The following is a 25,135-nucleotide window of genomic DNA, read 5'->3' as shown; positions in this document are numbered from 1 at the left end:
TATTTTTTTATGGGTTATCCGAGCGTGATCGATGCTTTGTCTGCGAATGATCTCGTCGCTGCACGCGACATGTTGTTGGCCGAGATTCTTGAGTCGACCAAGGGCAAGGGGAGCTGGGATTCTGAATACTACCTGCCGGAGTGTCGAGAGGTTCAGGACTCGATCGTTCTGGTGCCAGAGCGCAACAAGAACTTTACGTATTTTGGTCTAGAGAACTTCCGTGATCGCTACGCGCTTCGCAATGTTGCAGGGCAGGTGATTGAGGATCCGCAAATGTTTTTTGCCCGCATTGCTACCGGTCAGGCTCGCGGGGATAAAGCTCACGCGCAGTTTCTGTATGACATCATGAGCAAGAACTGGTACTTGCCGTCTTCGCCTACGCTCATGAACATTGGGACAAAGAAGGGCCTTCCAATTTCTTGTTTTTTGAACACAGTGCCGGATGACCTCGGCGGGATTTTCGACATCTTCCGCGAGAACGCTTTCCTTGCTAAGTACGGAGGAGGCATTGGTACCGATTGGTCACAGTTGCGCGGACAGAACGCACCGCTTATTTCGTCGGGCCTTCGTTCATCCGGCGTTATTCCGTTCTTGAAGATCATGGATTCGGAAACGATCGCGATTGCTCGTAATGGCGTGCGTCGAGGTGCGGCTGCTGCGTATTTGCGCATCGATCATCCGGATATCGAAGACTTCCTAGAAATGCGCAAGCCAGGTGGAGACCAGGACCGCAAGTGCATGAACATTAATAACGGCATTGTTATTACTGATGAGTTCATGCAGGCAGTTGAGGCTGGTAAGCCGTATAACCTCGTCGACCCGCACTCGAAGAAGGTCGCGAAAGAGCTGGACGCGTTGACCATGTGGCGCAAGATCTTGTCTATGCGCGCCGAAACGGGCGAACCGTACATGATTTTCATTGATACTGTTAATAAGGCTCGGCCACAGCACCATAAAGATTTAGGGCTTGAGGTACGCCAGAGTAACTTGTGTACGGAAATCGTTTTGCCAACTAATGAGAAGCGCACGGCTGTTTGTTGTTTGGGCTCGATCAACTTGGAACGCTGGGATGAATTCGCTGATCAGATTGACGCAGTGGCTTATGCAGCCGTGAAAGCGCTCGACAATAATCTTGAAACATTCTGCGAGCAGGCTGACCAAAAAGAATACGTGAAGGCTATTTTCTCCGTGAAGAGCGAGCGTTCTATCGGCTTTGGCGTCATGGGCTACCATGGATATTTGATGAGCAAGGGGATTCCCTTCGAGTCCGTGCAGGCTCGGTTGCTGAACAAACAAATCTTCGAGAAGTTCGGCACGGCAGCGCGTGGTGCGTCAAAGAAGCTAGGCGAAGAGAGGGGTTTGCCACTTGATGGCGGCACCCAGCGCAACAGCTATGTGACGAGCATTCAACCGACCGCTTCTACTGCCTTCTTGTGCGGTGAAGCAACGCCAGCTATCGAACCAATTGCTGGAAACGCATACCTCCAAAAGACTTTGTCGGGTAGCTTCCTGGTAAAGAACCGCCACCTGGAGAATTTCCTCGAAAAGAAGGGGATGAACACATCAGACGTTTGGAAGCGTGTTATTGCGGATAAAGGCAGTGTGGCGAACCTGACGTTCCTCTCGCCAGAAGAGAAGGCTATCTTCCGCACTGGTTACGAGATGAACATGCGGGAAATTGTGCAGCAGGCCGCCGATCGCCAGCCATATATCGATCAAGCTCAGTCTTTGAACGTGTTCTTCCAGACCCCGGTGTCAGGCAAGTACATGAATGAAGTACACATGATGGCGTGGAAGCTGGGTGTGAAGTCCCTCTACTACCTCCGCTCTGCGGCGCCCATTGAGGCAGACTCCATCGGCATGGCTTCTGAAAAGCGCGATATTGCGAATGAAGAATGCGCCGTTTGCCAATAAAACGTTTCTAGGGTAGGTTCCCGCTTGTGGACAATAAGTTTGCTGGAAAGAGATGATGGGTATAATCAGGCCGTTATCTCTTTTTGGTTTTTTCTCCTCTTACAAAAAATATGGAAATCGCTCAAGCGCTTGAAGTTTTGGGAAATGACGCCGCTATTGTGGTTCGTGATAAAACCTTTAAACCTCGCGGTGTAGAGACTATCTCGCTCGAAACCGGTGAAAAGGTGTATTGGGTGCCTAGCGTGGAAGGGGTTTGGCTGTCGCTTGACCCTGAGGGGGAGGAGATTATTTTGTTCGAGGATATTAACGAAGAACTGGAGGTCGAGGATGACATCGTTGTCTACGGCGGAGAAGACCATGAACTGGCCACGGAAGGCACAGCTACTATGAGTGCTGAGGAGGGAAGCAAAGTTATGACCTTTAAGGATTACGCTTCTGGCGACGGGGAGATTGTTCGTATCATGGAAGAAGAAGCGACCGGCGATAAAACCGCCGCTTACGGCGTGAAGTTGACTGAAGAAGACCTGCAGGAAGCCTAATCGCCCTTTCGGCGTATGAAAAAGAGTGCCTCGGGACGCTCTTGGAGAATAAGCGCCATTCGGCTCTTCTTTATAGCGTTCCTAGGCACTATTAGTTTTAAGCTTTTTTCCATCCAAGTGCTGGGGGCGAGTTTTTATAACGCGCTAGCTGATGGTCGGCATACTTTGTACGAAGAGCTCGTTCCAGAGCGCGGTCGAATTTTTGTGAAAGATTTTAACGACCCCACGGAATACCCGGTCGCCACCACCACTCAGAAAGGCTTTGTCTACGCCGATCCCCGTAAAGTGAAAGACCCGGTGGTGCTCGGGACGAGCGTGGCTAAAATTTTGTCGTTGCCGGGACTTGACGAAGGTGCCGAGCTCGAGTTGATCGCTAGCCTTGAACGGGCTGACAGAATCACGGACGCAAAAGACGTAAAGAAACAAATCTTGGAAAAGCGCGGCGTGATGTTGCCGGAAAACATCGATGATATTCCCGCGTTGTTTGAGTCGGAATTAAAAGAACACCCGAACGCTGTGCAAGCCTTGATTGCTCGGCTTTCTAAGAAAGATGATCCGTATGAGCCTGTCGCCCACGGTGTTTCTCAAGAACAACTTGAGCTTTTAAAAGGGCTAGGCGAGGAGGCCCTCACCTATGACCTTGAAAACGCTCGCTCATACCCCGAACCAGATTTTGGCGGGCATGTGCTTGGTTTCCTAGGGAAGGACGACAAGACCAAGCCGAAAGGCTTTTACGGGATAGAGGGTTTTTTTAACGATTTTTTGTCAGGCACGATCGGGACACTGTACTCGCAGGTTTCTCGTTCCGGCGCCCTTTTAGGTGTAGGCGGCCGGCAATTCACGCCAGCGGTTGACGGTGGTGATGTGCTGTTAACAATTGACCGAACCGTGCAGGTGAAGGCGTGCGCGATCTTAAAGGAAGCCGTCAGCCGTTATGAAGCTAAAGGTGGAGCGCTCGTGATCATGGAGCCAAAAACTGGTGCGGTGATTGCCATGTGCGGCTTCCCAGATTTTGACCCGGCCACATACGGCAAGGTGGACGACTTTTCCGTCTACAACAACCCGGCTATTTTTACGCCGTATGAACCAGGTTCTATTATCAAGCCACTGACCATGGCGGCGGCGCTTGACGTTGACGCGGTCAAGCCAGAAAGCACGTTTACGGATACCGGGAGCGTGGATGTTGACGATGTGACCATTAAGAACGCCAACGACAAAATCTTTGGTACGGTGTCCATGATTGAAGTCCTTGAACAGTCCATTAACACGGGCATGGTTTGGACGATGCGCCACATGGGCCGAGACGTTCTCCGTGAATATTTTACTCGCTACGGCTTCGGCGCGTTGACCGGCATTGAGCTCAAGAGCGAGTCCACGGGAACCATTGCGCCGTTGAATGAACCCGCAGAGGTGTACGCGGCTACAGCTGCCTTCGGACAGGGCGTGACCATGACGCCCATCCAGATTGTCGCCGCCTTCGCTGCCCTGGCTAACGGGGGCACGTACATGAAGCCGCACATTGTGAGCGAATTCCGTCACGCCGATGGAACTATCGAACAGATCGCGCCAGAACCTGTTAGACAAGTTATTTCAGCACACACCTCGACGACTATTGGCGCCATGTTGGTGTCTGTAGTCGAGTATGGGCACGGAAAGAAGGCCGGCGTGCCTGGCTATTACGTAGCCGGAAAAACCGGTACTGCTCAGGTGGCGTCGCACGGCAAGTATTCGGAGACTGCCTTTAACGGTTCGTTTGCTGGTTACGCGCCGGTGCATGATCCTAAGTTCGCCATGATTGTAAAGATTGAGGAACCAAAGGACGTGCTTTTTGCTGAAGCCACGGCTGCGCCGGTCTTCGGCAAGATTGCAAAGTTCCTGCTTGAGTATTACGGGATAGCACCGGAAAGGAAGATAGAGTAAAATAAGGTTAATATGAAAAAGCTTGTTCAGAAGATCATTGCCGGAGTTGCTAAACGCCAACTCGCTAAATTTAAGCCAACGGTGATTGCCGTTACTGGTTCGGTTGGTAAGACCTCGACTAGATCAGCTATCGCCATCGCGCTTGAGGCAAAATACCGAGTCCGTTCGCCAATGAAGAATTATAATAATGAATTCGGTTTGCCTTTAGCCATTCTCGGTGAGAAGAGTCCCGGGAAAGATGCTTGGGGATGGTTTAAGCTTTGGAAGCGGGCAGTCACCATGAAAGAGATGCCGGAATATTTGGTGCTTGAGTACGGTGCTGACAAACCGGGAGACATTTCGTATCTTGCATCAATTGCCAAGCCGGACATCGCCGTCATCACAGCTATTTCTTCGGTGCATCTTTCAAACTATCCAGCCATTGAAGCCTTGATCGAGGAAAAAGCGTCTCTTGGCGATGCAGTAAAACGGGACGGCCTCGTGCTACTGAACGCGAATGATGAGGTTGTTTCTTTGCTGTCCAGCCGATACTCGGAGGCAAGAGTTGAGATGTACGGGATTGACGCCGGCGACGTGCGCGCCGAGAATGTTCGTATTGAAACGAAGCTTGAAGAAAGCTTTGACCCGGGAGAAACGTTCGCCATCATGCGAGCCACTCTTAAGACGAAGACTGACGAGATGGAAATAGCACTCAAAAACTGTGTGTCGATGGGCGCTATGTCTGCAGCCGTGGCTGCTGTAGCTGTTGCCACGAAGCTCGGCGTCCCGCTTTCTGACGCGGTGCGAGCTCTGGAAAAAGGCATGCTGCCAATTAACGGCAGATTGAATCCACTCCCAGGAATTAAGGGCGCGCTCGTACTCGACGACTCGTATAACGCTGCGCCCGCCTCGGTAAGCGTTGCCCTTGACGCTCTCATGCGCTTCACGCCCGGAGAAGAGCGTGACCGCCGCATCGCCGTCTTGGGCGATATGGCCGAACTCGGCCCTCGAACCGAATCAGAACATCGCGCTGTAGGCGCCCATGTAGCTCGTGCGTGCGATCTGTTCATCGCCGTCGGTCCAGGAATGGGCCTGGCTGCCGAAGCCGCTATTGCCGCTGGCCTGCCGAAGGACAAGGTTGAACGCTTTAGCACATCTGTCGAAGCCGGCCGATATCTGGACGCAAACATCCAAAAAGGCGACGTCGTCCTTATAAAAGGCTCGCAGTCCATGCGCATGGAAAAAGCCGTCAAGGACATCATGGGGGAGCCACTCAAGGCTCCCGAACTCCTCGTTCGGCAGGAGGAATATTGGCTAAACAGTTAACAAACATATCTAACGTTAGGCACAAAGTTGACCTCTGGGTCAATTTTGTGTATTATCCCGCTCGGTCTGCCAGACCTGGAACTGAGAGCCGCACGGGCCACACACCCCTGGTGTGACACCTCGCGTTATCGAGCTTGTGAGAAAAGAGCAAAAAAAGGGCGGCAGACGATTGCTCTGAAGCTCTAACGTACCGAGAGGCGGGAATGGTTGCCCAAAGGCTTTGAGCGTTGAGTTCAGCCTAGGGTAGAGGGAGAAGCGTGAGACATCACGACCGGGTCTGGCAGGCCGCATTTCACGTGTTCTTTTTACTCGTTGTTTCTTCGTTCTTAAGACCCCCTCTCGGCTTTCCGCGAGGGGGTTTCCATTTACTCAATCAACGGTGACAGCTTTCGCCAGATTTCTCGGCTTGTCCGGATTGATGCCTTTTAATACTGCGAGTTCGTAGGCGAGGAATTGAAGCGGCACTGTCGTTAGCAGACCCGTCAGTACGCCGTCTGGTGGGATGACGATGACATCATTCGGATCAGCGATTCCTCGAGCAAGAGAAGGCTCGTCCGTGATGATAATGTTTCGTGCGCCTCTGGCCTTTACTTCCTCAGCCGCCGTTTTCATGAGGCCTGCATGACGATCATTTAAGATGAGAAGAATGACGGGCGTGCCTTCTGTGATAAGGGCAAAGGGTCCGTGCTTAAGTGCGCCGCCTGGGTAGCCTTCAGCGTGCAGGTAAGTAATTTCTTTAATTTTAAGCGCGCCTTCTCGAGCGATCGGTTCGCCAGCACCTTTGCCGAGCACAAAGAGATGCTCGGTATTGATGAGCGTCGCGGCGATCTTTTGGCACTGTTCGCGCACCGAGAATGTCATCTGAATGTTCGTCGGCAGGCGTCGCAGATCCTCGAGCAGTGTGCGACGCCGGTTTACTTCCATGTCGCGCTTTTCTGCGAACCAGGTGGCGACTAGTTCAAGCGCCGTGACCTGTGTCACGAACGCCTTGGTTGAAGCTACAGCATGCTCGCGTCCTGCATTTAAGTAGACTCCGCATTTTGTCGAGCGCGCAATGAGTGAACCAACGGCGTTCACAATCGAGAACGACGGGATACCGAGGTTCTCCGCCATGATCACGGCTCGATGCACATCTTTCGTTTCGCCGGATTGCGAAATAACGAGGAGCCCCGCGCCGTTCATGGGGAAGTGATGCATGGTTAGCTCGGACGCGTCGACAACTTGGACGGTTTGAAATGATTTCATGGCTCGCATGGCCAGCGCGCCGTACAATCCTGCGTGATAACTAGTTCCGCACGCGGCGATGACTAAATGGCGGATGGACAATAACTCTTCAGCCCGCGATTCAAGTCCGCCGAGTTTCACGCTGACGTCGTCCTTTAGCCGAGCGCCGTGGTTCAGTGTGCGCTTGACCGCTTCGGGCTGTTCGAGAATTTCTTTGATAGTCCAGTGGGGGAATGGCGCAGGAGTTGCGGTGATCACATCATCAGCTGCTTTTTCTACTCGAGTGAGATCGAGTCCTGAGCCGTCCGCGCGCACAAACGCCATCTCGCCGTTTTGCAGAGAGATGAAATCGCGAGTCGCCATTCCGAAAGCCGCTGGCTCAGACGCGATGAATGCTTTTCCGGGAGCAAGGCCGATTACGATCGGGCTCCCGTTTCGCGCAGTAATAATCGTATCGGGCATGAGGGGGGAGAGGACACCAAGTCCCCATGTGCCCTCCAGTCTCTGCAATGCGGCCTTCACCGCGTCCGCAAGCGACAGGCCGTCGTCAAGAAATTTGCCGATCAGCTGGGCGATAACTTCCGTATCCGTTTCCGATCGGAACGTGATTCCAGTTGATTCGAGTGTCGATCTCAGCTCCTGGTAATTTTCGATGACCCCGTTATGAACAACAGCCACGCGATTTTTCGCATCCATGTGTGGGTGGGCGTTCGCGTCCGTCTTGCCCCCGTGTGTGGCCCAGCGCGTGTGGCCGATTCCAACCTGATGGCCCACGTGCGCAGCGCCGTGCTCTTTGAGTGTCGCGATAGCGTCTGAAGTTCCTCGGCTCGCAAACTTTGTAGCGGTCAGGACTTTGTCCTTGCCAATCGTGGCGATTCCCGCCGAGTCATATCCGCGGTTTTCCAGGATGCACAGACCGTCAATTAAATAATTGACACTATCTTCGTTACCAACAAAGCCGATTATGCCACACATAGGCGTTTATCTTAAAACTGACAGGACTTATATTGTCACGCTTGCTCTAGACCGGGCAAGGAAAGCATGTTAATATCTTGTCCGTTATAGAAAACGTGTTCCGGGCTCGCCTCTAGGCAATTGTGTCTCCTCCAATCGTCGGTGTCGTGGCCGACAGCAACCTCCTGCAGGGGTTGAGCCCGGAACATTCCTCACTTTTCACTTGCTCTGGCGAGAAGACGTAACGTCGTTCAGCGGACGTCCTTCCCCTAGTTGCTGCATTGTCTGGCGCGTCCGTCCCCCCTGGCGTTTCACGCCCTTCTCGCTGGAGCATCCCTCACCGCCGTCCGTCGAGCCTCAGCTCCGGACGGTTTTCTTTTTGATTGAAATAATTCGAATAAAAAACACCCGATCCGTTAGGATCGGGCAACGTCGAGCATTCCAGCCGCTCAAATGAGCGTGTACACTACTTCTTCTCGATCCACGGGAACATCACGACGCATATCGCGATTCCCGCCACGGTCCAGGGGAGCGGGGTCATGTCTTGGGTCACCCAGACGGTGAAAGAGCCGAGTGCGCATATAGCGACAACGATAACTGCTCCGGCGATCGGTCTGACTTCCATGATTCATTCTCCTGTGCTCGAAAGCTAGTATTTTGGATCGAACGACACATTATTACGCTATAGAAAATATCCAGTCAAATAATGCAAGGCTACAAAAAACCAATCCACGACAGAGGTGGTTTTTCGACGACCTCATCGGATGGCTCTCCCAGTCGCTGCGTTGTAGGGCACGTCCGCTCGCTGGCGTTTCCGTATAGACGGAACGAAGGTTTATTGTTACGTTTCTTCGGTAATGTTCCGTAGAATCTGTTTGCACCAATTACAACCCGAGGGTTCCATGTCAACATTTGAGAATCCTGATCAACTCAGGATCGCCATTCGGGGAATCCTGAAAGAGGCTCCTGACATCAATACCGCCAAACGTTGGATCCGGGCACTGTCTGGACCACCGCTCGGTCAACTGCCTGAAGGAGCGCCGGCCTCTCATGGCCTGCAGTTCGACATTCCAGGGGAGATCATCGTCCGCTTCAACGAGGACGGCTCTCGCGACGCAAGCTGCACCATTGCCACGCAGCACGATGACCCGGATCCGCAGTACCTCAGCGTTCACTGGGCTCCGGAACAGGAAAAGGTGTAGGTTCTTCCGCCGTCGAGCCCAGCTCGACGGCGTTTCCTTTTTTGACGGATAGTGATCTTTTTGTTACTGTTCGCCTACAATTTTGGCCTCATCGTCTAACGGTTAGGACGGCACCCTCTCACGGTGCAGATCCGGGTTCGATTCCCGGTGAGGTCACCAAAAAACCAGCTCAGCCATGAGTTGGTTTTTTGTATGGTAAAAAGAATACCGGCACCCCATATGAGGGATGCCGGCTGACGGGGAACTTACGGTTTCCTGAAAAACGGGAAGAACGCACCGGCGCCTTCGAACTTTTCTTGGAGCCATTTCTGCGCGTACTCGACCGGCGTGTAGATGACGAACGATGATCCAAAGGTGAAGGTCATCGCTCGCGGGAACAGCTCTGGGTCTACGCAGAAGACTGCGATGATCGTCCAGCCGACAGTCATGTCCACGGCGTAGACGAAGCACTTTACTACCCAACGCGGGTATTTGTTCTTCACGTAGGTCAAGAGCTTGTCGCGCACGGGCGCGAAGATGTACCCACTGACGGCCTTTATGGGTACGAGCGGTATCAGGAACAGAACGGACTTCTCGAGGCTCATTCCGGCCACGTACACATTCTTCCAGAGGAAGAAGACGACGCCGATGGTCAAGAAGAGGGACATCCAGGCCCACTGTCCTGGCTCGATACTTGAAAGAGACGTACGAAGACGCGAGTACATGCCGGACATCGCTCCGGCGGGCGGAGGAACGTGAGACATGGGAACTCCTTGAAAGTGGCTGATCAGCATAGCGCTCGGGAGAGTTTTTTGTAAAGTGTTCTGGTATTATTGGGGCATATGCTGCCTACGCAAAAGAATGTCCTGTGGTTCATGGGTTTATTGGCCTTTAGTCTGGTCATGAACGTTATCGCTTTGAAAACTGGCTTTCCTTACGGCTATTTTTGGTACGGGAGCGGTTGGGGATTGGCTATTCTGCAGGTCCCGCTGTTGTTTGTTCTTGGTTTCCCTTTAGTGTTTGCGGGTGCGACCGCCCTAGCCAACCGCGCGGGCGTGCCTAGAGGCCTGCCTTTTATGCTAACCGTAGCTTTGGTGTTGTTGGCGGTTGATTTAATAGTCGAGCCGGGCGCGGTCGCAGAAGGCTTATGGGCGTTTAGAAATGGGGGAGAGTACCTAAACGTTCCAGTAGCAAATTTTGTGGGCATACTGTTTACTGGTTCGCTGGCCGCGTTTGTTTTACCGAATAATTTGAGAAGCGAGAAAGCTGTCGCACTCCTCTTGATCTTTGTTGCGCTCGCTACTTTGCAATCAATTCGTCACGGATTAATCATGCCCGCGATTTTTGGATTGCTATTTGTGCTCGCTATTTCCTGGTTTGATCTCAAGAGACATGGCTGGACTTCAGGAAATTAAGTATGAGCAAATCGCAACAGCAGAAATTGCTTGGGGCAATTTTCTCGATCGTCGTAATCGCGCTTGGTGTTTGGCAGGCTTCGACCACGCCTCCCCAGTTTTCGACGCTCGACGAAGAAGTCAGTAAAGCAGACTACAGAAATGTCCCCGAGGGCTACACGGTATTATCGCGAGTGGTTGACGGCGACACGATTGAGGTGGCCTTTAGCGACACCGACAAGTATAAGGTGCGGTTGATTGGTATCAATACACCGGAAAGTGTGGATCCGCGCAAGCCGGTGGAGTGTTTTGGCCATGAGGCTACTGAGCATCTGAAGGCCCTTTTAAATGTATCGTCGGTTCGTTTATCGACTGATCCTTCGCAGGCCAGTGAGGATAAGTATGATCGTTGGTTGCGTTACGTGTACACCGCTGACGGTACGGATATTAATTTGCAAATGATCAAAGACGGATACGCTCATGAGTACACGTACAACACGCCGTACGTTAATCAAAAAGTCTATCGAGCCGCAGAAGCGGAGGCTAAGACGAAAAAAATTGGACTGTGGTCTCCGGACACATGTAACGGAAATCCGTAACGTCAAGATGAGTGTGCACATGTGTATGAATCATCTTGTCGCTCTTTCTGCACAACACTATCATGCGAGGAGATATGCGCATCTCATCTCCCGAATTTAAAAACGGTGATCGGATTCCTCCTCAATTTACTTGTGACGGTGACGACGTAAATCCAGAATTACGGATTGATGCAGTACCAGCCGCTGCAAAGAGTTTAGTACTCATGGTTGATGACCCGGACTCGCCTAGTGGAAATTGGTTGCATTGGTCAGTGTGGAATATTTCTCCTGATACGCGGGTGATCAAGGAAGACTCTGTGCCCGCGGGCGCGCGTGAGGGGGAGACTGACTTCTCAGAAGTCGGTTACGGCGGCCCGTGCCCAAGTTACGGCGAACATGTGTATCGTTTTGCCATTTACGCCTTAGATAAGGAGCTTGAAGTTCCGCATGAGTCATCTCGTCCGGTGCTTGAGAAAGCCTTGGAAGGGCACATTTTGAGCTCGGCATTTTTAACCGGCCGTTATCAGCGGGTGAAAAAGGAAGCGCGGATAAGCAAAGCCTCGAAAGCAACGGTTAAAGTATGAAGAGAAAGAACCCCGAGATCGTGAGCGAGGTAGACCCATATGATATGGGCAGTGGTCCCAAGCGCGAGAATTTTTATTTGCAGAGCGAGCCTGCGGAGATAGAACCTGTTCACACAGAACGAGCCGTTATACATGCGTTGAATAACGAGGAACCGCCCGAAGTCCCTCACCTTACGCCCGAAGCAATAGAACAGCGTATAAAAAATAACAAAGCGAGCTTAGAGAAGGAACGAGCGAAGGCGGTTTCGGCAGGAGTAACAATCGTCCCGAACCCCACCAGTATTCCGTATTTAAAAAAACCAGAGATCGGACGATTAACAGGACGAACCTACACACAAAACGCTGGTCAGGATGAGCTGATCGGTAAGGGTTTTCCCGCACACCTTAAACCAAAGCAATCTGTCTTTGGTCGCATCGCCAAATTTTTCGGCCGCAAATAAGTTCATGACCTTTTCTGAAAAAGTCCACGCAGTCGTCAAACAGATCCCACGAGGGTCTGTTTTGACCTATAAAGAGGTAGCATACAATGGCGGGGAAAAGCGTAAACAGGAGCGGTTGCGGGAGGAAGGTGCGATAGACTAGGATGACGCCATGGACGCCAAAGAGGAGATCAAGCAAAAGCTCGATATTGCGGAAGTGATTGCCGAGTATGTGACGCTCAAGCCTGCGGGCTCGGGCGCTTTTAAGGGCCTGTGTCCGTTTCATGCTGAGCGCTCGCCGAGTTTTCACGTTTCTCGGGAGCGACAGATTTTCAAATGCTTCGGCTGTGACAAAGGCGGAGACGTATTTTCTTTTGTCATGGAGATGGAAGGACTCAATTTTATCGAAGCCTTAAAAATGCTCGCCAAGCGCGCGGGCATAGAACTTCCCGAGTACAAGCCGACCGCCGAGGCCAATCGAGCAGACGTCATCTATAAAATTCATGAGGAGGCGACGAAGTTTTACGAAGGCGTCCTCGCCGCGTCATCGCTCACGGGAATTGCCCGCAATTATTTGTTGACGCGAAAATTTCCGCCAGCACTGCAAATCAAATTTCGTCTCGGCACGTCTACGAACGATTGGGACGCCCTCGCGCTTCATTTGCAGAAGAAAGGATTTGCCGAGGGAGCGCTTGTTGAAAGTGGACTTTGTCATCGTCGTAAGAACGGTTCCGGACTCATCGACAGATTCCGTAGTCGTTTGATGGTTCCATTGTCCGACGCGAATGGTCGCGTGGTCGGCTTCACAGCGCGCATATTGCCTGGAGGATTGCCGGACGAAGCGAAATACATCAACTCTCCAGAAACGCCCATTTATCACAAGGGAGCTGTCCTTTATGGTTTGCATTTGGCGAAGTCGGGGATTCGAAAAGCGGGCGAAGTAATTATTGTTGAAGGAAACCTGGACGTGATCGCGTCCCACATGGCGGGAGTCGAAAACGTTGTGGCGAGTTCGGGCACGGCCCTCACCGAGACGCAGCTCCGGACGCTTTTCCGTTACACAAAGCGTTTGGTTTTTTGTCTTGATGACGACGCCGCCGGATTCGCCGCTGCCAAGCGTGTGTTCGCCCTCGCGCTTGAACTGCAGAAGAAAGAACCGACGCTCGACGTATCAATTCGTTGTCTCGTGATTCCTGAAGGAGCCGGGAAGGACCCAGATGATGTTGTCCGAAAAGACCCCGAGCTCTGGCAAAAGATTGCGGCGCACTCTATTGAGATTGTTGAGTATTATTTCGAAAAGACCCTTCGAGTATTCAATGAAAAGCAGGACGTAAGCGTGGAGGCTCGCCGTCGATTGGTTGACGAACTTCTGCCACAAGTGGCGGGGCTTACTCGAGAAGATGAACGACACTTGTATTTGATGCGCCTGTCAGACGCCACGCACGTGAGCGTCGACGTTTTACGAACCATGGCTCAGGGGTATAAAGTTGTGAAGACGTTCCCCGACAAAGCTCAGGCAAGTCAGACTCCAAAACCTGCTCAACCTGCACAACCTCCGCAACCTTCTTTCTCTCCAGATCTCGACAAACCTACTCAAGCCGCCGTCTTTCTCCTCGGCGTTTGCTTCAAGTACGAGAAAGCGGCGGGGGAGATTCTTTCTCGTGTTCCCACAGAGGTTTTGCGGGATCCGTGGAAGTCGCTTTACACTCATATGGACCTGGTATATAATTCCGCGCAAACGGAACTGAGTGCCGCACCCCAAAAGCAATCGCTTTTTACACGACTACGCGCACATCTCGAGAGTGTGAACGCACCTGAGCTGCTCAAACTGCTCGATGCCCTCGCACTCAAGATTGACGAGATGCTTGCCCGTCTGCCGCCAAAAGACGTGCGTGCCGAGGTAGACCGCCATCTTATTCTCTTTAAGGACGAGCGAGAAAAGTCCCGCCGGAAGGCACTTGAGGCAGAAATTCGGGAAGCTGAAATTTCCGGAGATCACGCCCGCTTGACCGCGCTCATGGATGATTTTGCTCTTCTACTGCACCCCCGCGAATAACTTCACGGGCTCGCGGTCTTTTTTTATGGCGAAGAAACAGTCAGTTGTTTTTAAAAAGCCAGTGGTTAAGAAGCCGGCAGTGAAGGGCAAGAGCTCGCCAGCTAGAAAGCCGGTAGCAAGCCTTAAGAAAGTTCAGAAATCTTCTAAGGTTTTTAAGGACGGCGCTAAACAGCCGCCAGTGAAGCTCATTGTTGACAAAAAGAGCCCGCCGCCTACAGAAGAGGCTATGGCTCGTCTGGTAGAGCGTGGCATGACCCGCGGCTTCGTGACGGAAAGTGAAGTGATGTTTGCTTTTAATTACATTGAGGATCATCTCGAATTGTTCGACGAGTTTCTTGATCGTCTCGAAAAGAAAGGTTTGCACTTCGTAGAAATGCAGGGCGGATTGCTCGGCGGCGGCAAGAGCCGTGACGACGTGTACGAGAAGCTGCGCATGACGGTAGATAAGAAGTCTGACAGCGTCCTCTCGTCCGAGCTGACGCAGGATTCTATTCAGATGTACTTGCGCGAGATCGGCAAGATTCCACTCTTGAACGCCGAAGAAGAAGTCGCCCTCGCCAAGCGCAAAGAACGCAACGAGAAAGAAGCAGAGCGTCGTTTGATTGAGGCGAACCTGCGTCTTGTGGTTTCTATTGCCAAGAAGTTCGTCGGCAAGCAATTGTCACTTCTCGATTTGATTCAGGAAGGTAACGTCGGCTTGTTTCGAGCTGTTAAAAAGTTCGAGTACCGCAAAGGCTACAAGTTCTCTACGTACGCCACGTGGTGGATTCGCCAGGCCATTACCCGCGCGCTGGCCGACCAATCTAGGACCATTCGTATTCCGGTTCACATGGTGGAGACGATCAACCGCTACAAACAGGTTGAGCGCCGCCTCATTCAGGATCTTGGCCGTGAACCATTGCTCGAAGAACTGGCCGCAGAAATGGGGCTCGCGCTTGAGAAGGTTCAGCACATCCAAAAAATCTCCCAGGAAACTGTTTCGCTTGATACTTCGGTAGGTGATGATGACGATGATTCTACGCTCGGCGACTTCGTGGTTGACGTGAAGAATCTGTCCCCAGACAAAGCCGCTGCCCGCCAGCTCCTTAAGGACTACGTGCTCGAGGCCATGCGTGACCTCACGCCCCGCGAACAGAAGATCCTTGAAATGCGTTTCGGCCTGGAAGACGGCGTGTCCCATACGCTCGAAGAAGTGGGTCGCGAATTCGACGTCACCCGCGAACGCATTCGTCAGATTGAGGCGAAGGCCCTTGAGAAGATTCAGCAGAAGGAAATTATTCAGAAGCTGAGGGATTATTAAAAAGAATGAGGCCGTCCAGACTTGCGTCCGGACGGCCTTTTACGTTGTTACAGTGAGCTGACGAACTGGTCTTTCGGAATGCCGAGAGCCTCCAGAGCACGGAACAGGTTTAGTCTGTTGTGAACTGGATCTTCTTTCTGATGCCGGTTCAGGAATGGGGTGGTTTTATCCCCGAACCTTAGTTTCACGTGTCGGCCCCCTTTTTCTATAGTCACTCCGAACCGGAACAGCGTGGCGAGGATGTTGCGGTAGCCGAACCGTCCTTTGCCCACCACCGTGGGCGAGGGAACACAGACCTCTGGTGGTGTTTCCTCGGACAACCGCTCAGTCACATCCGCGGTTGAGGTTCCGACCGTCTGTTCTGCCTGCTGTGCGTTTTCGAGGACGCCGGTTACGGCGATAGGCACATCTGCAGGCACGTTTGGTCCCGTTTCGGTCTCTGTAATGTATTCGCGTTCCTGGATCTGGCCCTCAGTGAGTAACGCGTATAGGTTCGCTGACACGATGTCGCGCAAAAACATATACCCGCGCTTGGCGTTGAACACTTGAAAGGCTGTGGCGACAGACAGAAAATTGCATCCGGCGAAGGTGATTTCGCCGTTGTCCCTGGCAACTTCCGCGTCGGCCACGATTGTTTTGGTCTTGATGTCTATGGCTGCGAGCTTGCAGACGCTGAGCAAGTGATTGCTCGCCATGAAGCAGAAAGTGAGATGTGGAACGTTGAGTCCAACAGCGAACCGATACTTCATAGAGACGGCCTTGCGTTTCAGAAACAGGAGGTCGACCGTTTTCATCATGTCCCGTACGGTTTTCATTCCGATGATGGTCTTGAACTTGTTTTGAGGCGTTCGGCTGGCTGCCTCGGCGATTTCGTACCAGGCGAAGTCGCGGTTTGACCGAATAACGTCGCCGGGTGGGATCTTGTAAGCCACGCTGCTCTCATGCCGAGCTGTTTTGGTGGCCATTAGTCCCATGGACTGAATTTGTGTCCCGAGATCCTGATGATCCATGGTCGCGATCATCTCGTTCAGCAGTATGCACGTGATCGGAAAGCCGTTTGCCTTAAGCTCGCGCATGATGCGTTTCAGCGAGTTGTTGAGTCGCTGGAGATACCGGCGGTGTTCGCGCAGCGACCTACAGACCTTGATTTGGCTGACGGAGTATTCGTTGAGCAGACTGGCGCCAGCGGGGATGTGGCGGATGAGCTCTTCGGTGAAACAACCTTCTAGATCAAGTAGTTCGAACAGGGCGATTGTGTCACCCGGCTGTTCAAACGCATCAGTGAGGGCGTCGTACGGAGCTAACGCGTCGGCGATCATCTTGGCGGGAACGAGCAGAGAATCAGGGAATTCACCTCTAAAGGTTATGATATTCCTAGCTGACTTTTCCATGAAAACTCCTGGGTGATTGTGAAGGAATCTCCATAAGGAGACATGTAAGGCTAGCAAAAAAAGAGCCCTCCGTCAATGTGCGGAGGGTCTTTTTATTTAAACATCATTCGCGTTGGATCTACCCGAGCGCTTGCGTTCTGTTTCGGTCAGGTACTTCTTGCGCATGCGGACGTTCTGTGGCGTGACTTCCACGTATTCATCGGAGTCGATGTATTCGAGAGCACGTTCCAAGTTCATGTCGATCGCTGGAGTAATCACGACGATATGGTCAGCGGAAGAGGCACGCATGTTGGTCAGCTGCTTTTCCTTGACCGCGTTCACGGTCATGGTTTCCTTGGCGCTTTCGCCAATCACCATGCCCTCGTAAATTTCCGTACCAGGAGCCACGAACATGGCACCGCGTTCCTGGACCATAGCGAGAGCGTACGGTGTGGTCTTACCGGTTTCACCGGAGATGATGGAGCCGGAAGTGCGGCGGGTGATTTCGCCCTTATGCGGAGCATAGCCGGAGAAAATGTGGGAGAACGTACCTTGGCCCTTGGTAATCGTCATGAACTCCGTGCGGAAGCCAAGAATACCGCGGGTTGGCATGGTGTACTCCAAACGGGTTGAACCGTTTTCGCTCATCATGTTCGTCATGTCACCCTTACGCTTGCCGAGCTTTTCAATCACTGAGCCGGCGTACTCATCCGGTACGTCAATCACTACCGATTCCATGGGTTCCATCTTCACGCCATTTTCCGTCTTCATGATTACTTGCGGCTGGGACACCTGGAGCTCAAAGCCTTCGCGGCGCATCTGTTCGATCAAAATTGCCAGGTGCATTTCACCGCGGCCAGAAACACGGAACTCACCATCGCTTTCCGGGAAAGCAACCTGGAGTCCAACGTTGATTTCAAGCTCGCGTTCCAAACGCTCGCGAATCTGGCGAGAAGTAACAAGCGAGCCTTCTCGTCCCGCAAACGGGGAAGAGTTCGGCATGAAGTTCATGGTCAAGGTCGGGCCGTCGATAGCGAGAGTCGGCAAAGCTTCAGCATCAGGAGACTCGGCGATCGTTTCGCCTACGTAAATGTCCGGGAAACCGGCCACCTGCACAATGTCGCCAGCCACAGCTTCGTTCACTTCTACCTTCGTCAAACCCTGGTGGGTGTAAAGCTTCGTGATCTTGCCGGTGTAGCGCGTGCCGTCCTGTTTAATAACGGTAACGGTCGAGTTCATCTTTACAATACCCTCAACAATTCGACCAACCGCAATACGACCAACGTAGTTATCGTATTTAAGGTTCGCTACCTGCATGAGCATCGGCTTTTCAGTTTCACTCTTAGCTGGGGGAACAGTCTTCAAAATCAAATCGAACAGCGGGCGAAGATCCTTGCTCTCGTCCGTCAGCTCCATCTTAGCTATGCCATCGCGTCCAATAGAGTAGATGTGCTTGAAATCAAGCTGGGCATCCGTGGCGCCGAGCTCGACGAACAAATCGAAAATCTGGTTCAGCACCCAGTCTGGGCGAGCCGTTGGCTTGTCGATCTTGTTAATCACCACAATCGGCTTAAGACCGAGGGCGAGCGACTTGCGGAGCACAAACTTTGTCTGCGGCATCGGGCCTTCGTAGGCGTCCACCAGCAACAGCACCGAGTCCACCATACGGAGCACGCGTTCTACTTCAGAGCCGAAGTCAGCGTGGCCTGGGGTATCAACAATGTTGATCTTAATGCCATCCACCACAATGGCGGTGTTCTTGGCATAAATGGTAATGCCGCGCTCGCGTTCAAGCTCGTTACTATCCATGACACAATTCTCAATCACGTCACGTTCATTGAACGTACCGGATTGCTTGAGCATGGCGTCCACAAGCGTGGTCTTACCGTGGTCAACGTGAGCAATAATTGCAATATTTCGGAATTCCATAAGTGGGCGGAAGTATATAGGGCAAACCGTAAATTGTCAAAGTTTTAGCCAGCTTTAGCACCATTTTGGTTGACAATTTCACATAATTTTGCTAACCTTTCCCGTTCGTCATCCACCCATTCCGGGCAGAAGACGACCATTTTGGGGGTTTCATGAATATGTTCGAATCGCGTGGTCGGTGTGGGGCAATCGTCCTTGTGCTCTCGCTGTGCCTCCTCCTTACCGCGATCGGGATCCGAATTGGGCAATTCAAGCAGTCCGTCACCACGCGTGATCAGCCGGTTGTTTGCAAGACTATCGTCGAGTCATGTGATGGGATCGACAACGACTGCGACGGACTCGTAGACGAGGATGACATGTGCGGCCCGGGTACGTTTACCTGGTACCGCGACGGTGACAGCGATAGGTACGGGAGTGCAGCGCGGTGGCGGATGACGAAGACGAACGTGGCCCCTCCGGGTTTCGTCGTGGTCTCCGGTGATTGCGATGACGCTCGAAGCGATACGTATCCTGGAGCCCCTGACCTCTCGGTCGACGGCCACGATCAGGATTGCGACGGTCAGGACGCGAATCGTTGATATCAGCTTCTCATCGAACAAAACGGCACCAGCCTTAGGGTATGGGCCGTCTTTTTTTTGCTAATAATAGCCACTAATCAACGCCTTGTGTGCATTTTTCGCTGATCGAAGCCGAATCTTTTGACAATAGTCAGTAAATTCTATAAGGTCACCCGTTCCTCAAATGTTCCATCGAACGCATTTGGGGACTTCTTTCATTAGTGTGTGAGTTCGAGAAGACAGTGTAACGGCTAACCAGCCAGGAGGTAGAGATGAAGAATCGACTGTTCGTGCTCATGGGCTTCCTTTCCATCGGCGCGTGTGACAACCAGGACCTGACCGAGGACACCGCTCTTGACAGCGGGGCCACGGTGCACGAGGCGGATCCGAACGACGCCGCCCGCCACGCGTACTGTACCCTTACGGAATCGCCGGTGACGGACGATGAAGACGGTGACGGCTGGGGGGCCATGGAGACTCCGACGTGCGTCACGGTCGTGCCCGCTGGCAAGTCCAAGCGGATCGGCGACTGCGATGACGCGGATAGCGCCATCTTCCCGAGCGCGCAGGAGCAGCAGAACGGCTACGACGACAACTGCAACTTGCAGGTGGACGAGCCGAACGCGAACTCCGTCAAGTGCTGGACGGACGGTGACAACGACGGTCACCGGCTGGAGACGTTCTTCACCTCGCCCGACGGTGACTGCGAGAGCAGCGGGGAAGCCTACTTCTCCGAGCCCGCCGGCGAGTGTGATGACGCGAACGCGGCCATCAACGTGGACCGCGCGGAGGTGCTGAACAACGGCCTCGACGATGACTGCAACACGCTGACCTCCGACAAGGGCAGCGTGGTGTACTCCAAGGACGGGGACGGCGACACCTTCGGCAATTCCGCCGGCGGTACGAGCGCCGTTCCGGCTGTCGGGTTCGTGGCCAACAACACGGATTGCAACGACGCGAATGCGGCGGTGAATCCGAACGCCCCCGACCCCACGGTCGATGGCGTGGACCAGAACTGCGACGGCAAGGACGGCCCCTCGAGCAACACCTACACGTTCTGGAAGGACGTGGACACGGACGGCTTCGGGAACCTCTCGTCGCCGACCACGGTCAATGTGAACGTTGCCCCCGCGGGCTACGTGAACAACTCGACGGACTGCAACGACGGCAATTCCGCCGTGAAGCCCGGCGCGACCGAGGTGTGCGACGCGCAGGACAACAACTGCGTGAGCGGAATCGACGAAGGGAACGTGTGCGTGAATGGCACCACCTGGTACCAGGACAAGGACGGCGATCTGTTCGGGAACGCGCTCGTGTTCACCGTGCAGGTTGGCCAGCCGGCTGGGTACGTGGCCAGTGCCACGGACTGCAACGACGGCAATTCCGCCGTGAAGCCTGGGGCGGTGGAGATCTGCGACGCGCAGGACAACAACTGCGTCAGCGGAATCGACGAAGGCAACGTGTGCTCGACCAGCACGTTCACGTTCTACAAGGACGCGGACGTGGATGGGTACGGAAACCTGTCGCAGCCGACCACCGTGAACGTCAATGTGGCCCCCGCGGGCTACGTGGCGCTCTCGACCGACTGCGACGACACGAAGGCCACGGTCCATCCGCTGGCGTCTGAGATCATCGGCAACGAGATCGACGAGGACTGCACGGGGACGGAGGTCTGCTACATTGACCTCGATGACGACACGTTCCGCACGAGCCTGAACCTGCCGATCGGCAGCGCCAACGTCAGCTGCGCGGATCCGTTCGAGGCGAAGGCCACGGACCCCGCCACCGACTGCGACGACATCAGGGCCATGATCCACCCCGGTGCGATCGAACAGGCCGGTGACGGCGTGGACCAGAACTGCGACTCGCTCGAGTCGTGCTACCTGGACGGCGACAACGACAAGCACCGGTCCGTGGCCAACCAGTCCACCGCGATCATCAGTACGGATCTGGACTGTCTGGACGCCAACGAGGCGGCGAGCACCGTGCTCGTGGATGACTGCAACGACAGCAACCCGCTCCAGTTCCCCGGGGCCACGGACACCTGTGGCAACAACCTGGATGAGGACTGCTCGGGCGGTGACGCGGTCTGCGCGGTCTCCTGGTATGAAGACAAGGACGCTGACAAGTTCGGCAACCCGCTCGTCACCCTCCTGCAGGCTTCCCAGCCCGTGGGCTACGTGACGGACAAGACCGACTGCAACGACGGCAATGCCGCCGTGAAGCCGGGAGCGGTGGAGGTCTGCGGCAATGCCGTGGACGACGATTGCTCGGGCGGGGACTTGGTCTGTTCGCTGCCGTCCACGAACACCTGGTACAAGGACGGTGACAGCGACAAGTTCGGCAACCCGCTCGTCTCGGTCGCGCAGGCTTCCCAGCCGGCCGGCTACGTGGCGGCCTCGGGTGACTGCGATGACACCCGGAGCGACACGTACCCTGGCGCCCTCGACCTCTCGGTCGACGGCCACGATCAGGACTGCAACGGGCAGGACGGTACGAGCTCGACTGGCCGGACCACGAACACCTGGACGTTCACGCTCGACGCCGCGGCGACGGGCATGACCCTCAACAACTTCGAGGTGAAGAACGTCAATACGGGCGCGGTGGTTTCCACGGCCATCCGCAGCGGGTCCGTGGTGACCGTGCAGCTGACCACCATGCGCAACGACACGTTGTCCATCCAGTGCTGGCTGAACAACGACGCCGACTGGTGTGCCAGCAACGTGCACGGCGGCCACATCCTGAGCGCCACCGGTCCGACCGGCGGGTACACCGTCAGCCAGAACACGGGTGACATCACCTATGTCGCGGACGGTACCGGCAAGCGCTACGGCGGCAGCGTCAAGTAGGCAGTCAGCTCTCTCACGCGGGTGCCCTTGGACTTCACGGTCCATGGGCGCCCGCTCTTTTTTTATGCTAATCTGATGGCCGTATGCAAAATAAGCATTTTCAGTCAGTTTTCGCTGATCTGTCGCAAGACATTGCAGGCGAGATTCCCGTTGATTTAATTGAGGAGTGGGTCAAAAGTGACGGCACTCCAGAAACCCACGAGAAGTTGCTCGCTCCATACAAAAGAGAAGGGATAATTGTTTCTTCAGATTCAGCCGGTCTTTCAAAACTTTCGATGAATAAATCGCTGATCGAAGTGATGAAGCTAGTGAGCGAGCCGAAAGAACTGATTCATGCTTACGGCAAGGCCATTGGCGGGAAGCCGATTGGTATTTGGATTGCGGACAACACGCAGATGTTCTATCCAGAAAGTATTCCAGCGGCCACGGTGGTGGGCCAGATGCTCGCCCTCCAGAAAGAAGCGGCACGCTGCACCGTCAAAGTCGGACTCGGTATTCACGTCGGACTTTCTTACGAGATTGGCGGTGGATTATACGGAGCAGACGCCGATGCCGTCGAGCAGGTAACAGAAGAAGAATCCAAGGCGGGGGAGGTCATGATATCGGCCGAAGTAAAGAAAGCAATTGGCGATACATTTAAGGTTGACAAAGAGCGCGCGGAATTTTTTGTATTAGAAAACGTGGCGGATATTTCGCCGGTAGCCAAGGGCGACGATGTGGTGTTCCCGGCCCCATTTGATTCAGGATTCGCCGACGCCCTCCGTAAACTCGATGCAACTAATCCAGAGGCGATCGCTGCTCTTGAGAAAGAACGATTGATTGCTCGAACCGTGGTGCTTGTTCGGGTGTTCCACGGACACGAACCTTTACTCTTGGACCAGCTAGCCCAAGGCGTAGCTACGAATTCGCTCATGAATGAGGTACTGCGTAAATACAGCGCAAACTTGGTCAGCGCGAACGGCTCGCTCATGATTATTACGCTCGAGAGCTCTAGTGAAGCTGTCGATTTATCAATCGCGCTTCACGCCACTGCACAGGAGGCCGAACTGACCTGTAATATTGCGGTTGTGTCGGGCGAGGTCTTGCTGTTCGACATGGGACAGGGCAAAGAACAAATCGCCGGCTCGCCCGTGAACATTGCGTCGAAGCTCGCCGAGGATACAGATGAACGGAATGCTCTGTTTCTTGAATCATCCGTCATCGAACACGCCCCGCAGCACGGCTTGAAAACTCCATTTACCGTGGTGAAGTCCGGCGTCACGCTGTCTGGTATTCGCGTTACTTTTTAGTATGAGAGTCCCTACTCGGCGTTCGGAAACATTGAAGAAGGTTGAGGAACCGGATCGGTTCGTGACGCAGACTGCGCTCGACAGCATGAAACGAACTCTCGATCGTCTGGTTAAAACCGAGCGTCCGAAACAGCTGCTCGAAGTTCAGAGACTCGCTGAGATGGGGGACCGCTCGGAAAATTTTGGGTATCACGTGGCTAAATCTACGCTCCGGTCAATGGACGGCAGAATAGAAAATTTGAAAGACCGTATCACCAATGCGCGGGTGATCGAACAAGGGACAGCTGACGGCAAAGTGCACGTGGGTTCAACCATCTCATTGCTGTTGAATGGCTCGCCCCTCACCGTCACCATTCTTGGCTCCTTAGAAACAGCTCCCGGATTAGGCAAGATTTCTCGTTCCAGTCCGCTTGGGGCGGCGCTCTTGGGCCATAGCGCGGGAGACGTGTATGATAAACATATTGGAAACGGGCTGGCGAAAATTGAAATCAAATCCGTAAACTAATATTTTTATGTCTACCCCAGAGCACGGCCGAAGCGGGCCGACGTATTCAAAGACAGAGCTTGAAAACATTGCCAAGGAGGCGGAAAAGTTTCCTAAAGACCCAAAACAAAAACCGTGGGCTGATTTGAACCGTCGTATTTATCTGGCCATTAATTCCTTCCCGGCCTACAGAAAGCATGATGGGGCGGTGCTACTCGAGAAAGTGAAAGAAGCGATGAAGCAAACGACAATCAAGGAATCGAAACCTTCGCCGGCAAAAATTGTTACCCCTAAACCTATTCCCAGGTACGTCGAACCCTTGAGACCGATGACTGAGGCAGATAAAAAGAGCTTAATGAAGGACGCTATTGCTAACCAGGAGCGCATGCCGAAGGACACTCATAACTCCGCGGCCGAGGAAGAAAAGCGCAAGCCACGTAAGAGTGAATAGTGCGTCATCGGCTTTCGCATTATGCCCAGATGTACATGGCGCCTAAAATTACGATCGACACAAGCGCGTTTAGCGAGGATGAAATAATGAGCGGGGGTGCATGACGATGGATTCCATACGCAAACCATACGGAACTATTGAGCGCAATCAAGAAAAATGTTAGCGGCGAGAGTCCTACAGTACTTTTGTGTCCCAAGACCGTAATGAGTTGCGGTAAAAGGGCTACGGCGGAAACACCGCTATTCACATCGGCTACGTAGTCAATGGCGTGTTTATGGCGCTGATTATTCATAAGCCCGAGAAAAGGAGGGCGCATAGGTTTCTTGGTTGTGTTTTTGACGAATTACCAGCCGAATACTTCTGCAACAACCAGCACGGCTCCGGCGCTCAGAAGGCATCCCGCCATTTTTCCTACAGCTGATTTGAGCAGCGTTCGATGACTTGAAAGGTCCTGAGAGTCGAACTTTTCCGCGATGTATCCTTCAAAAATACCCGCGATGCCGTCAGTAATGGCGTTTCCCACAACTCCACCTAGGACCGCGCCCGCAATTCCACCAAAATGACCACCAAAAATCGCCATGATGGCCAATATACCGTTATCGATGATTCCAAAAAGAATATCCGGGCCTGCGGATGTGACCTTTACTTTAAATGGCACGAGGCTTAGCAGGCAAAGGATGCCAAGACCAATGAGTACGGGTCCCATCCATTGGTTGTGATTGACAAGCCCAATGGTGACTGCGGCGATGACAATGCATAGCCCGACGATGTTGATAATCGCAAGCAGTATTTTTTTGTTCATACGTTCCAACGGAGTATAACAAAACATCAGACCATT

General features: G+C 53.4%; 23 protein-coding genes and 1 tRNA gene. 17 read left to right on the top strand and 7 right to left on the bottom strand.

Features of this window, described 5'->3' with window-relative positions:
* Positions 1-9: 9 nt before the first annotated feature.
* From WC813_02545 to WC813_02530, 4 genes are all read left to right on the top strand, one after another.
* A complete protein-coding gene (locus WC813_02545) occupies positions 10-1,914 on the top strand; it encodes a ribonucleoside-diphosphate reductase subunit alpha (GenBank protein ID MFA5946880.1) in 1,905 nt (634 codons plus the stop codon).
* Positions 1,915-2,024: 110 nt separating this feature from the next.
* A complete protein-coding gene (locus WC813_02540) occupies positions 2,025-2,453 on the top strand; it encodes a hypothetical protein (protein MFA5946879.1) in 429 nt (142 codons plus the stop codon).
* A 15-nt stretch (positions 2,454-2,468) separates the two neighbouring features.
* Positions 2,469-4,373 carry a penicillin-binding protein 2 gene (locus WC813_02535; GenBank protein MFA5946878.1) on the top strand — a complete coding sequence of 635 codons (1,905 nt, stop codon included), beginning with the start codon at positions 2,469-2,471 and terminating at the stop codon, positions 4,371-4,373.
* Positions 4,374-4,385: 12 nt separating this feature from the next.
* Positions 4,386-5,678: a Mur ligase family protein gene (locus WC813_02530; protein ID MFA5946877.1), complete on the top strand. Its 1,293-nt coding sequence runs from the start codon at positions 4,386-4,388 to the stop codon at positions 5,676-5,678.
* 369 nt (positions 5,679-6,047) lie between these two features.
* Here WC813_02530 and glmS read toward each other — a convergent pair whose 3' ends face one another.
* Both glmS and WC813_02520 read right to left on the bottom strand, forming a co-directional pair.
* Positions 6,048-7,877 (bottom strand): glutamine--fructose-6-phosphate transaminase (isomerizing), encoded by a 1,830-nt coding sequence (gene glmS, locus WC813_02525; protein MFA5946876.1) that lies wholly within the window; start codon positions 7,875-7,877, stop codon positions 6,048-6,050.
* A 445-nt stretch (positions 7,878-8,322) separates the two neighbouring features.
* Positions 8,323-8,481 carry a hypothetical protein gene (locus WC813_02520; protein MFA5946875.1) on the bottom strand — a complete coding sequence of 53 codons (159 nt, stop codon included), beginning with the start codon at positions 8,479-8,481 and terminating at the stop codon, positions 8,323-8,325.
* 277 nt (positions 8,482-8,758) lie between these two features.
* Here WC813_02520 and WC813_02515 point away from each other — a divergent pair, with 277 nt between their 5' ends.
* Positions 8,759-9,058, top strand: coding sequence for a hypothetical protein (locus WC813_02515; GenBank protein ID MFA5946874.1), 300 nt, complete (start codon positions 8,759-8,761; stop codon positions 9,056-9,058).
* 84 nt (positions 9,059-9,142) lie between these two features.
* A tRNA-Glu gene (locus WC813_02510) sits at positions 9,143-9,217 on the top strand.
* A gap of 86 nt (positions 9,218-9,303) precedes the next feature.
* Here WC813_02510 and WC813_02505 read toward each other — a convergent pair.
* Entirely contained in the window at positions 9,304-9,831 is a 528-nt protein-coding gene (locus WC813_02505) for a hypothetical protein (protein ID MFA5946873.1), read from the bottom strand.
* Positions 9,832-9,879: 48 nt separating this feature from the next.
* Between WC813_02505 and WC813_02500 the strand changes: the two genes are divergently transcribed.
* From WC813_02500 to WC813_02475, 6 genes are all read left to right on the top strand, one after another.
* Complete coding sequence (locus tag WC813_02500) at positions 9,880-10,452, top strand: carotenoid biosynthesis protein (GenBank protein MFA5946872.1); 573 nt, start codon at positions 9,880-9,882, stop codon at positions 10,450-10,452.
* A gap of 2 nt (positions 10,453-10,454) precedes the next feature.
* Positions 10,455-11,030, top strand: coding sequence for a thermonuclease family protein (locus WC813_02495; protein ID MFA5946871.1), 576 nt, complete (start codon positions 10,455-10,457; stop codon positions 11,028-11,030).
* Between the two features lie 74 nt (positions 11,031-11,104).
* Positions 11,105-11,593 (top strand): YbhB/YbcL family Raf kinase inhibitor-like protein, encoded by a 489-nt coding sequence (locus WC813_02490; GenBank protein MFA5946870.1) that lies wholly within the window; start codon positions 11,105-11,107, stop codon positions 11,591-11,593.
* A complete protein-coding gene (locus tag WC813_02485; protein MFA5946869.1) occupies positions 11,590-12,033 on the top strand; it encodes a hypothetical protein in 444 nt (147 codons plus the stop codon). The genes WC813_02490 and WC813_02485 overlap by 4 nt, the downstream gene beginning before the upstream one ends.
* Before the next feature lie 151 nt (positions 12,034-12,184).
* Entirely contained in the window at positions 12,185-14,068 is a 1,884-nt protein-coding gene (dnaG, locus tag WC813_02480) for a DNA primase (GenBank protein ID MFA5946868.1), read from the top strand.
* 226 nt (positions 14,069-14,294) lie between these two features.
* A complete protein-coding gene (locus WC813_02475) occupies positions 14,295-15,368 on the top strand; it encodes a sigma-70 family RNA polymerase sigma factor (protein ID MFA5946867.1) in 1,074 nt (357 codons plus the stop codon).
* Between the two features lie 47 nt (positions 15,369-15,415).
* Here WC813_02475 and WC813_02470 read toward each other — a convergent pair whose 3' ends face one another.
* Together WC813_02470 and typA are read right to left on the bottom strand one after the other, a co-directional pair.
* Positions 15,416-16,759: a hypothetical protein gene (locus WC813_02470; GenBank protein ID MFA5946866.1), complete on the bottom strand. Its 1,344-nt coding sequence runs from the start codon at positions 16,757-16,759 to the stop codon at positions 15,416-15,418.
* 96 nt (positions 16,760-16,855) lie between these two features.
* A complete protein-coding gene (gene typA, locus WC813_02465; protein ID MFA5946865.1) occupies positions 16,856-18,667 on the bottom strand; it encodes a translational GTPase TypA in 1,812 nt (603 codons plus the stop codon).
* A gap of 158 nt (positions 18,668-18,825) precedes the next feature.
* Between typA and WC813_02460 the strand changes: the two genes are divergently transcribed.
* The 5 genes from WC813_02460 (at position 18,826) to WC813_02440 (ending at position 24,297) form a co-directional block, all read left to right on the top strand.
* Positions 18,826-19,245: a MopE-related protein gene (locus WC813_02460; protein ID MFA5946864.1), complete on the top strand. Its 420-nt coding sequence runs from the start codon at positions 18,826-18,828 to the stop codon at positions 19,243-19,245.
* A gap of 251 nt (positions 19,246-19,496) precedes the next feature.
* Entirely contained in the window at positions 19,497-22,073 is a 2,577-nt protein-coding gene (locus WC813_02455; GenBank protein MFA5946863.1) for a putative metal-binding motif-containing protein, read from the top strand.
* 83 nt (positions 22,074-22,156) lie between these two features.
* Positions 22,157-23,362 carry a hypothetical protein gene (locus tag WC813_02450; GenBank protein ID MFA5946862.1) on the top strand — a complete coding sequence of 402 codons (1,206 nt, stop codon included), beginning with the start codon at positions 22,157-22,159 and terminating at the stop codon, positions 23,360-23,362.
* Between the two features lies 1 nt (position 23,363).
* Positions 23,364-23,867 (top strand): GreA/GreB family elongation factor, encoded by a 504-nt coding sequence (locus tag WC813_02445; protein ID MFA5946861.1) that lies wholly within the window; start codon positions 23,364-23,366, stop codon positions 23,865-23,867.
* 7 nt (positions 23,868-23,874) lie between these two features.
* The gene (locus WC813_02440) at positions 23,875-24,297 is read left to right on the top strand and encodes a hypothetical protein (protein MFA5946860.1); all 423 of its coding nucleotides are present in this window, start codon (positions 23,875-23,877) and stop codon (positions 24,295-24,297) included.
* 19 nt (positions 24,298-24,316) lie between these two features.
* Here the strand turns inward: WC813_02440 and WC813_02435 are convergent, their stop codons facing one another.
* Both WC813_02435 and WC813_02430 read right to left on the bottom strand, forming a co-directional pair.
* A complete protein-coding gene (locus WC813_02435) occupies positions 24,317-24,613 on the bottom strand; it encodes a SemiSWEET family transporter (GenBank protein MFA5946859.1) in 297 nt (98 codons plus the stop codon).
* A gap of 27 nt (positions 24,614-24,640) precedes the next feature.
* Entirely contained in the window at positions 24,641-25,099 is a 459-nt protein-coding gene (locus tag WC813_02430; protein ID MFA5946858.1) for a hypothetical protein, read from the bottom strand.
* Between the last annotated feature and the right edge of the window lie 36 nt (positions 25,100-25,135).

Source organism: Patescibacteria group bacterium (assembly GCA_041659765.1).
Classification (GTDB): domain Bacteria; phylum Patescibacteriota; class Patescibacteriia; order UBA9934; family UBA9934; genus JAGORL01.
This window is presented reverse-complemented; position numbering and strand designations above follow the sequence as displayed.

Excerpts from the sequence above, each read along its gene's own strand:
- WC813_02545 (MFA5946880.1), top strand. The coding sequence starts at position 10 with ATGGGTTATCCGAGCGTGATCGATGCTTTGTCTGCGAATGATCTCGTC.
- WC813_02540 (MFA5946879.1), top strand. The coding sequence starts at position 2,025 with ATGGAAATCGCTCAAGCGCTTGAAGTTTTGGGAAATGACGCCGCTATT.
- WC813_02535 (MFA5946878.1), top strand. The coding sequence starts at position 2,469 with ATGAAAAAGAGTGCCTCGGGACGCTCTTGGAGAATAAGCGCCATTCGG.
- WC813_02530 (MFA5946877.1), top strand. The coding sequence starts at position 4,386 with ATGAAAAAGCTTGTTCAGAAGATCATTGCCGGAGTTGCTAAACGCCAA.
- glmS (MFA5946876.1), bottom strand. The coding sequence starts at position 7,877 with ATGTGTGGCATAATCGGCTTTGTTGGTAACGAAGATAGTGTCAATTAT.
- WC813_02520 (MFA5946875.1), bottom strand. The coding sequence starts at position 8,481 with ATGGAAGTCAGACCGATCGCCGGAGCAGTTATCGTTGTCGCTATATGC.
- WC813_02515 (MFA5946874.1), top strand. The coding sequence starts at position 8,759 with ATGTCAACATTTGAGAATCCTGATCAACTCAGGATCGCCATTCGGGGA.
- WC813_02505 (MFA5946873.1), bottom strand. The coding sequence starts at position 9,831 with ATGCTGATCAGCCACTTTCAAGGAGTTCCCATGTCTCACGTTCCTCCG.
- WC813_02500 (MFA5946872.1), top strand. The coding sequence starts at position 9,880 with ATGCTGCCTACGCAAAAGAATGTCCTGTGGTTCATGGGTTTATTGGCC.
- WC813_02495 (MFA5946871.1), top strand. The coding sequence starts at position 10,455 with ATGAGCAAATCGCAACAGCAGAAATTGCTTGGGGCAATTTTCTCGATC.
- WC813_02490 (MFA5946870.1), top strand. The coding sequence starts at position 11,105 with ATGCGCATCTCATCTCCCGAATTTAAAAACGGTGATCGGATTCCTCCT.
- WC813_02485 (MFA5946869.1), top strand. The coding sequence starts at position 11,590 with ATGAAGAGAAAGAACCCCGAGATCGTGAGCGAGGTAGACCCATATGAT.
- dnaG (MFA5946868.1), top strand. The coding sequence starts at position 12,185 with ATGGACGCCAAAGAGGAGATCAAGCAAAAGCTCGATATTGCGGAAGTG.
- WC813_02475 (MFA5946867.1), top strand. The coding sequence starts at position 14,295 with ATGGCTCGTCTGGTAGAGCGTGGCATGACCCGCGGCTTCGTGACGGAA.
- WC813_02470 (MFA5946866.1), bottom strand. The coding sequence starts at position 16,759 with ATGGAAAAGTCAGCTAGGAATATCATAACCTTTAGAGGTGAATTCCCT.
- typA (MFA5946865.1), bottom strand. The coding sequence starts at position 18,667 with ATGGAATTCCGAAATATTGCAATTATTGCTCACGTTGACCACGGTAAG.
- WC813_02460 (MFA5946864.1), top strand. The coding sequence starts at position 18,826 with ATGTTCGAATCGCGTGGTCGGTGTGGGGCAATCGTCCTTGTGCTCTCG.
- WC813_02455 (MFA5946863.1), top strand. The coding sequence starts at position 19,497 with ATGAAGAATCGACTGTTCGTGCTCATGGGCTTCCTTTCCATCGGCGCG.
- WC813_02450 (MFA5946862.1), top strand. The coding sequence starts at position 22,157 with ATGCAAAATAAGCATTTTCAGTCAGTTTTCGCTGATCTGTCGCAAGAC.
- WC813_02445 (MFA5946861.1), top strand. The coding sequence starts at position 23,364 with ATGAGAGTCCCTACTCGGCGTTCGGAAACATTGAAGAAGGTTGAGGAA.
- WC813_02440 (MFA5946860.1), top strand. The coding sequence starts at position 23,875 with ATGTCTACCCCAGAGCACGGCCGAAGCGGGCCGACGTATTCAAAGACA.
- WC813_02435 (MFA5946859.1), bottom strand. The coding sequence starts at position 24,613 with ATGCGCCCTCCTTTTCTCGGGCTTATGAATAATCAGCGCCATAAACAC.
- WC813_02430 (MFA5946858.1), bottom strand. The coding sequence starts at position 25,099 with ATGAACAAAAAAATACTGCTTGCGATTATCAACATCGTCGGGCTATGC.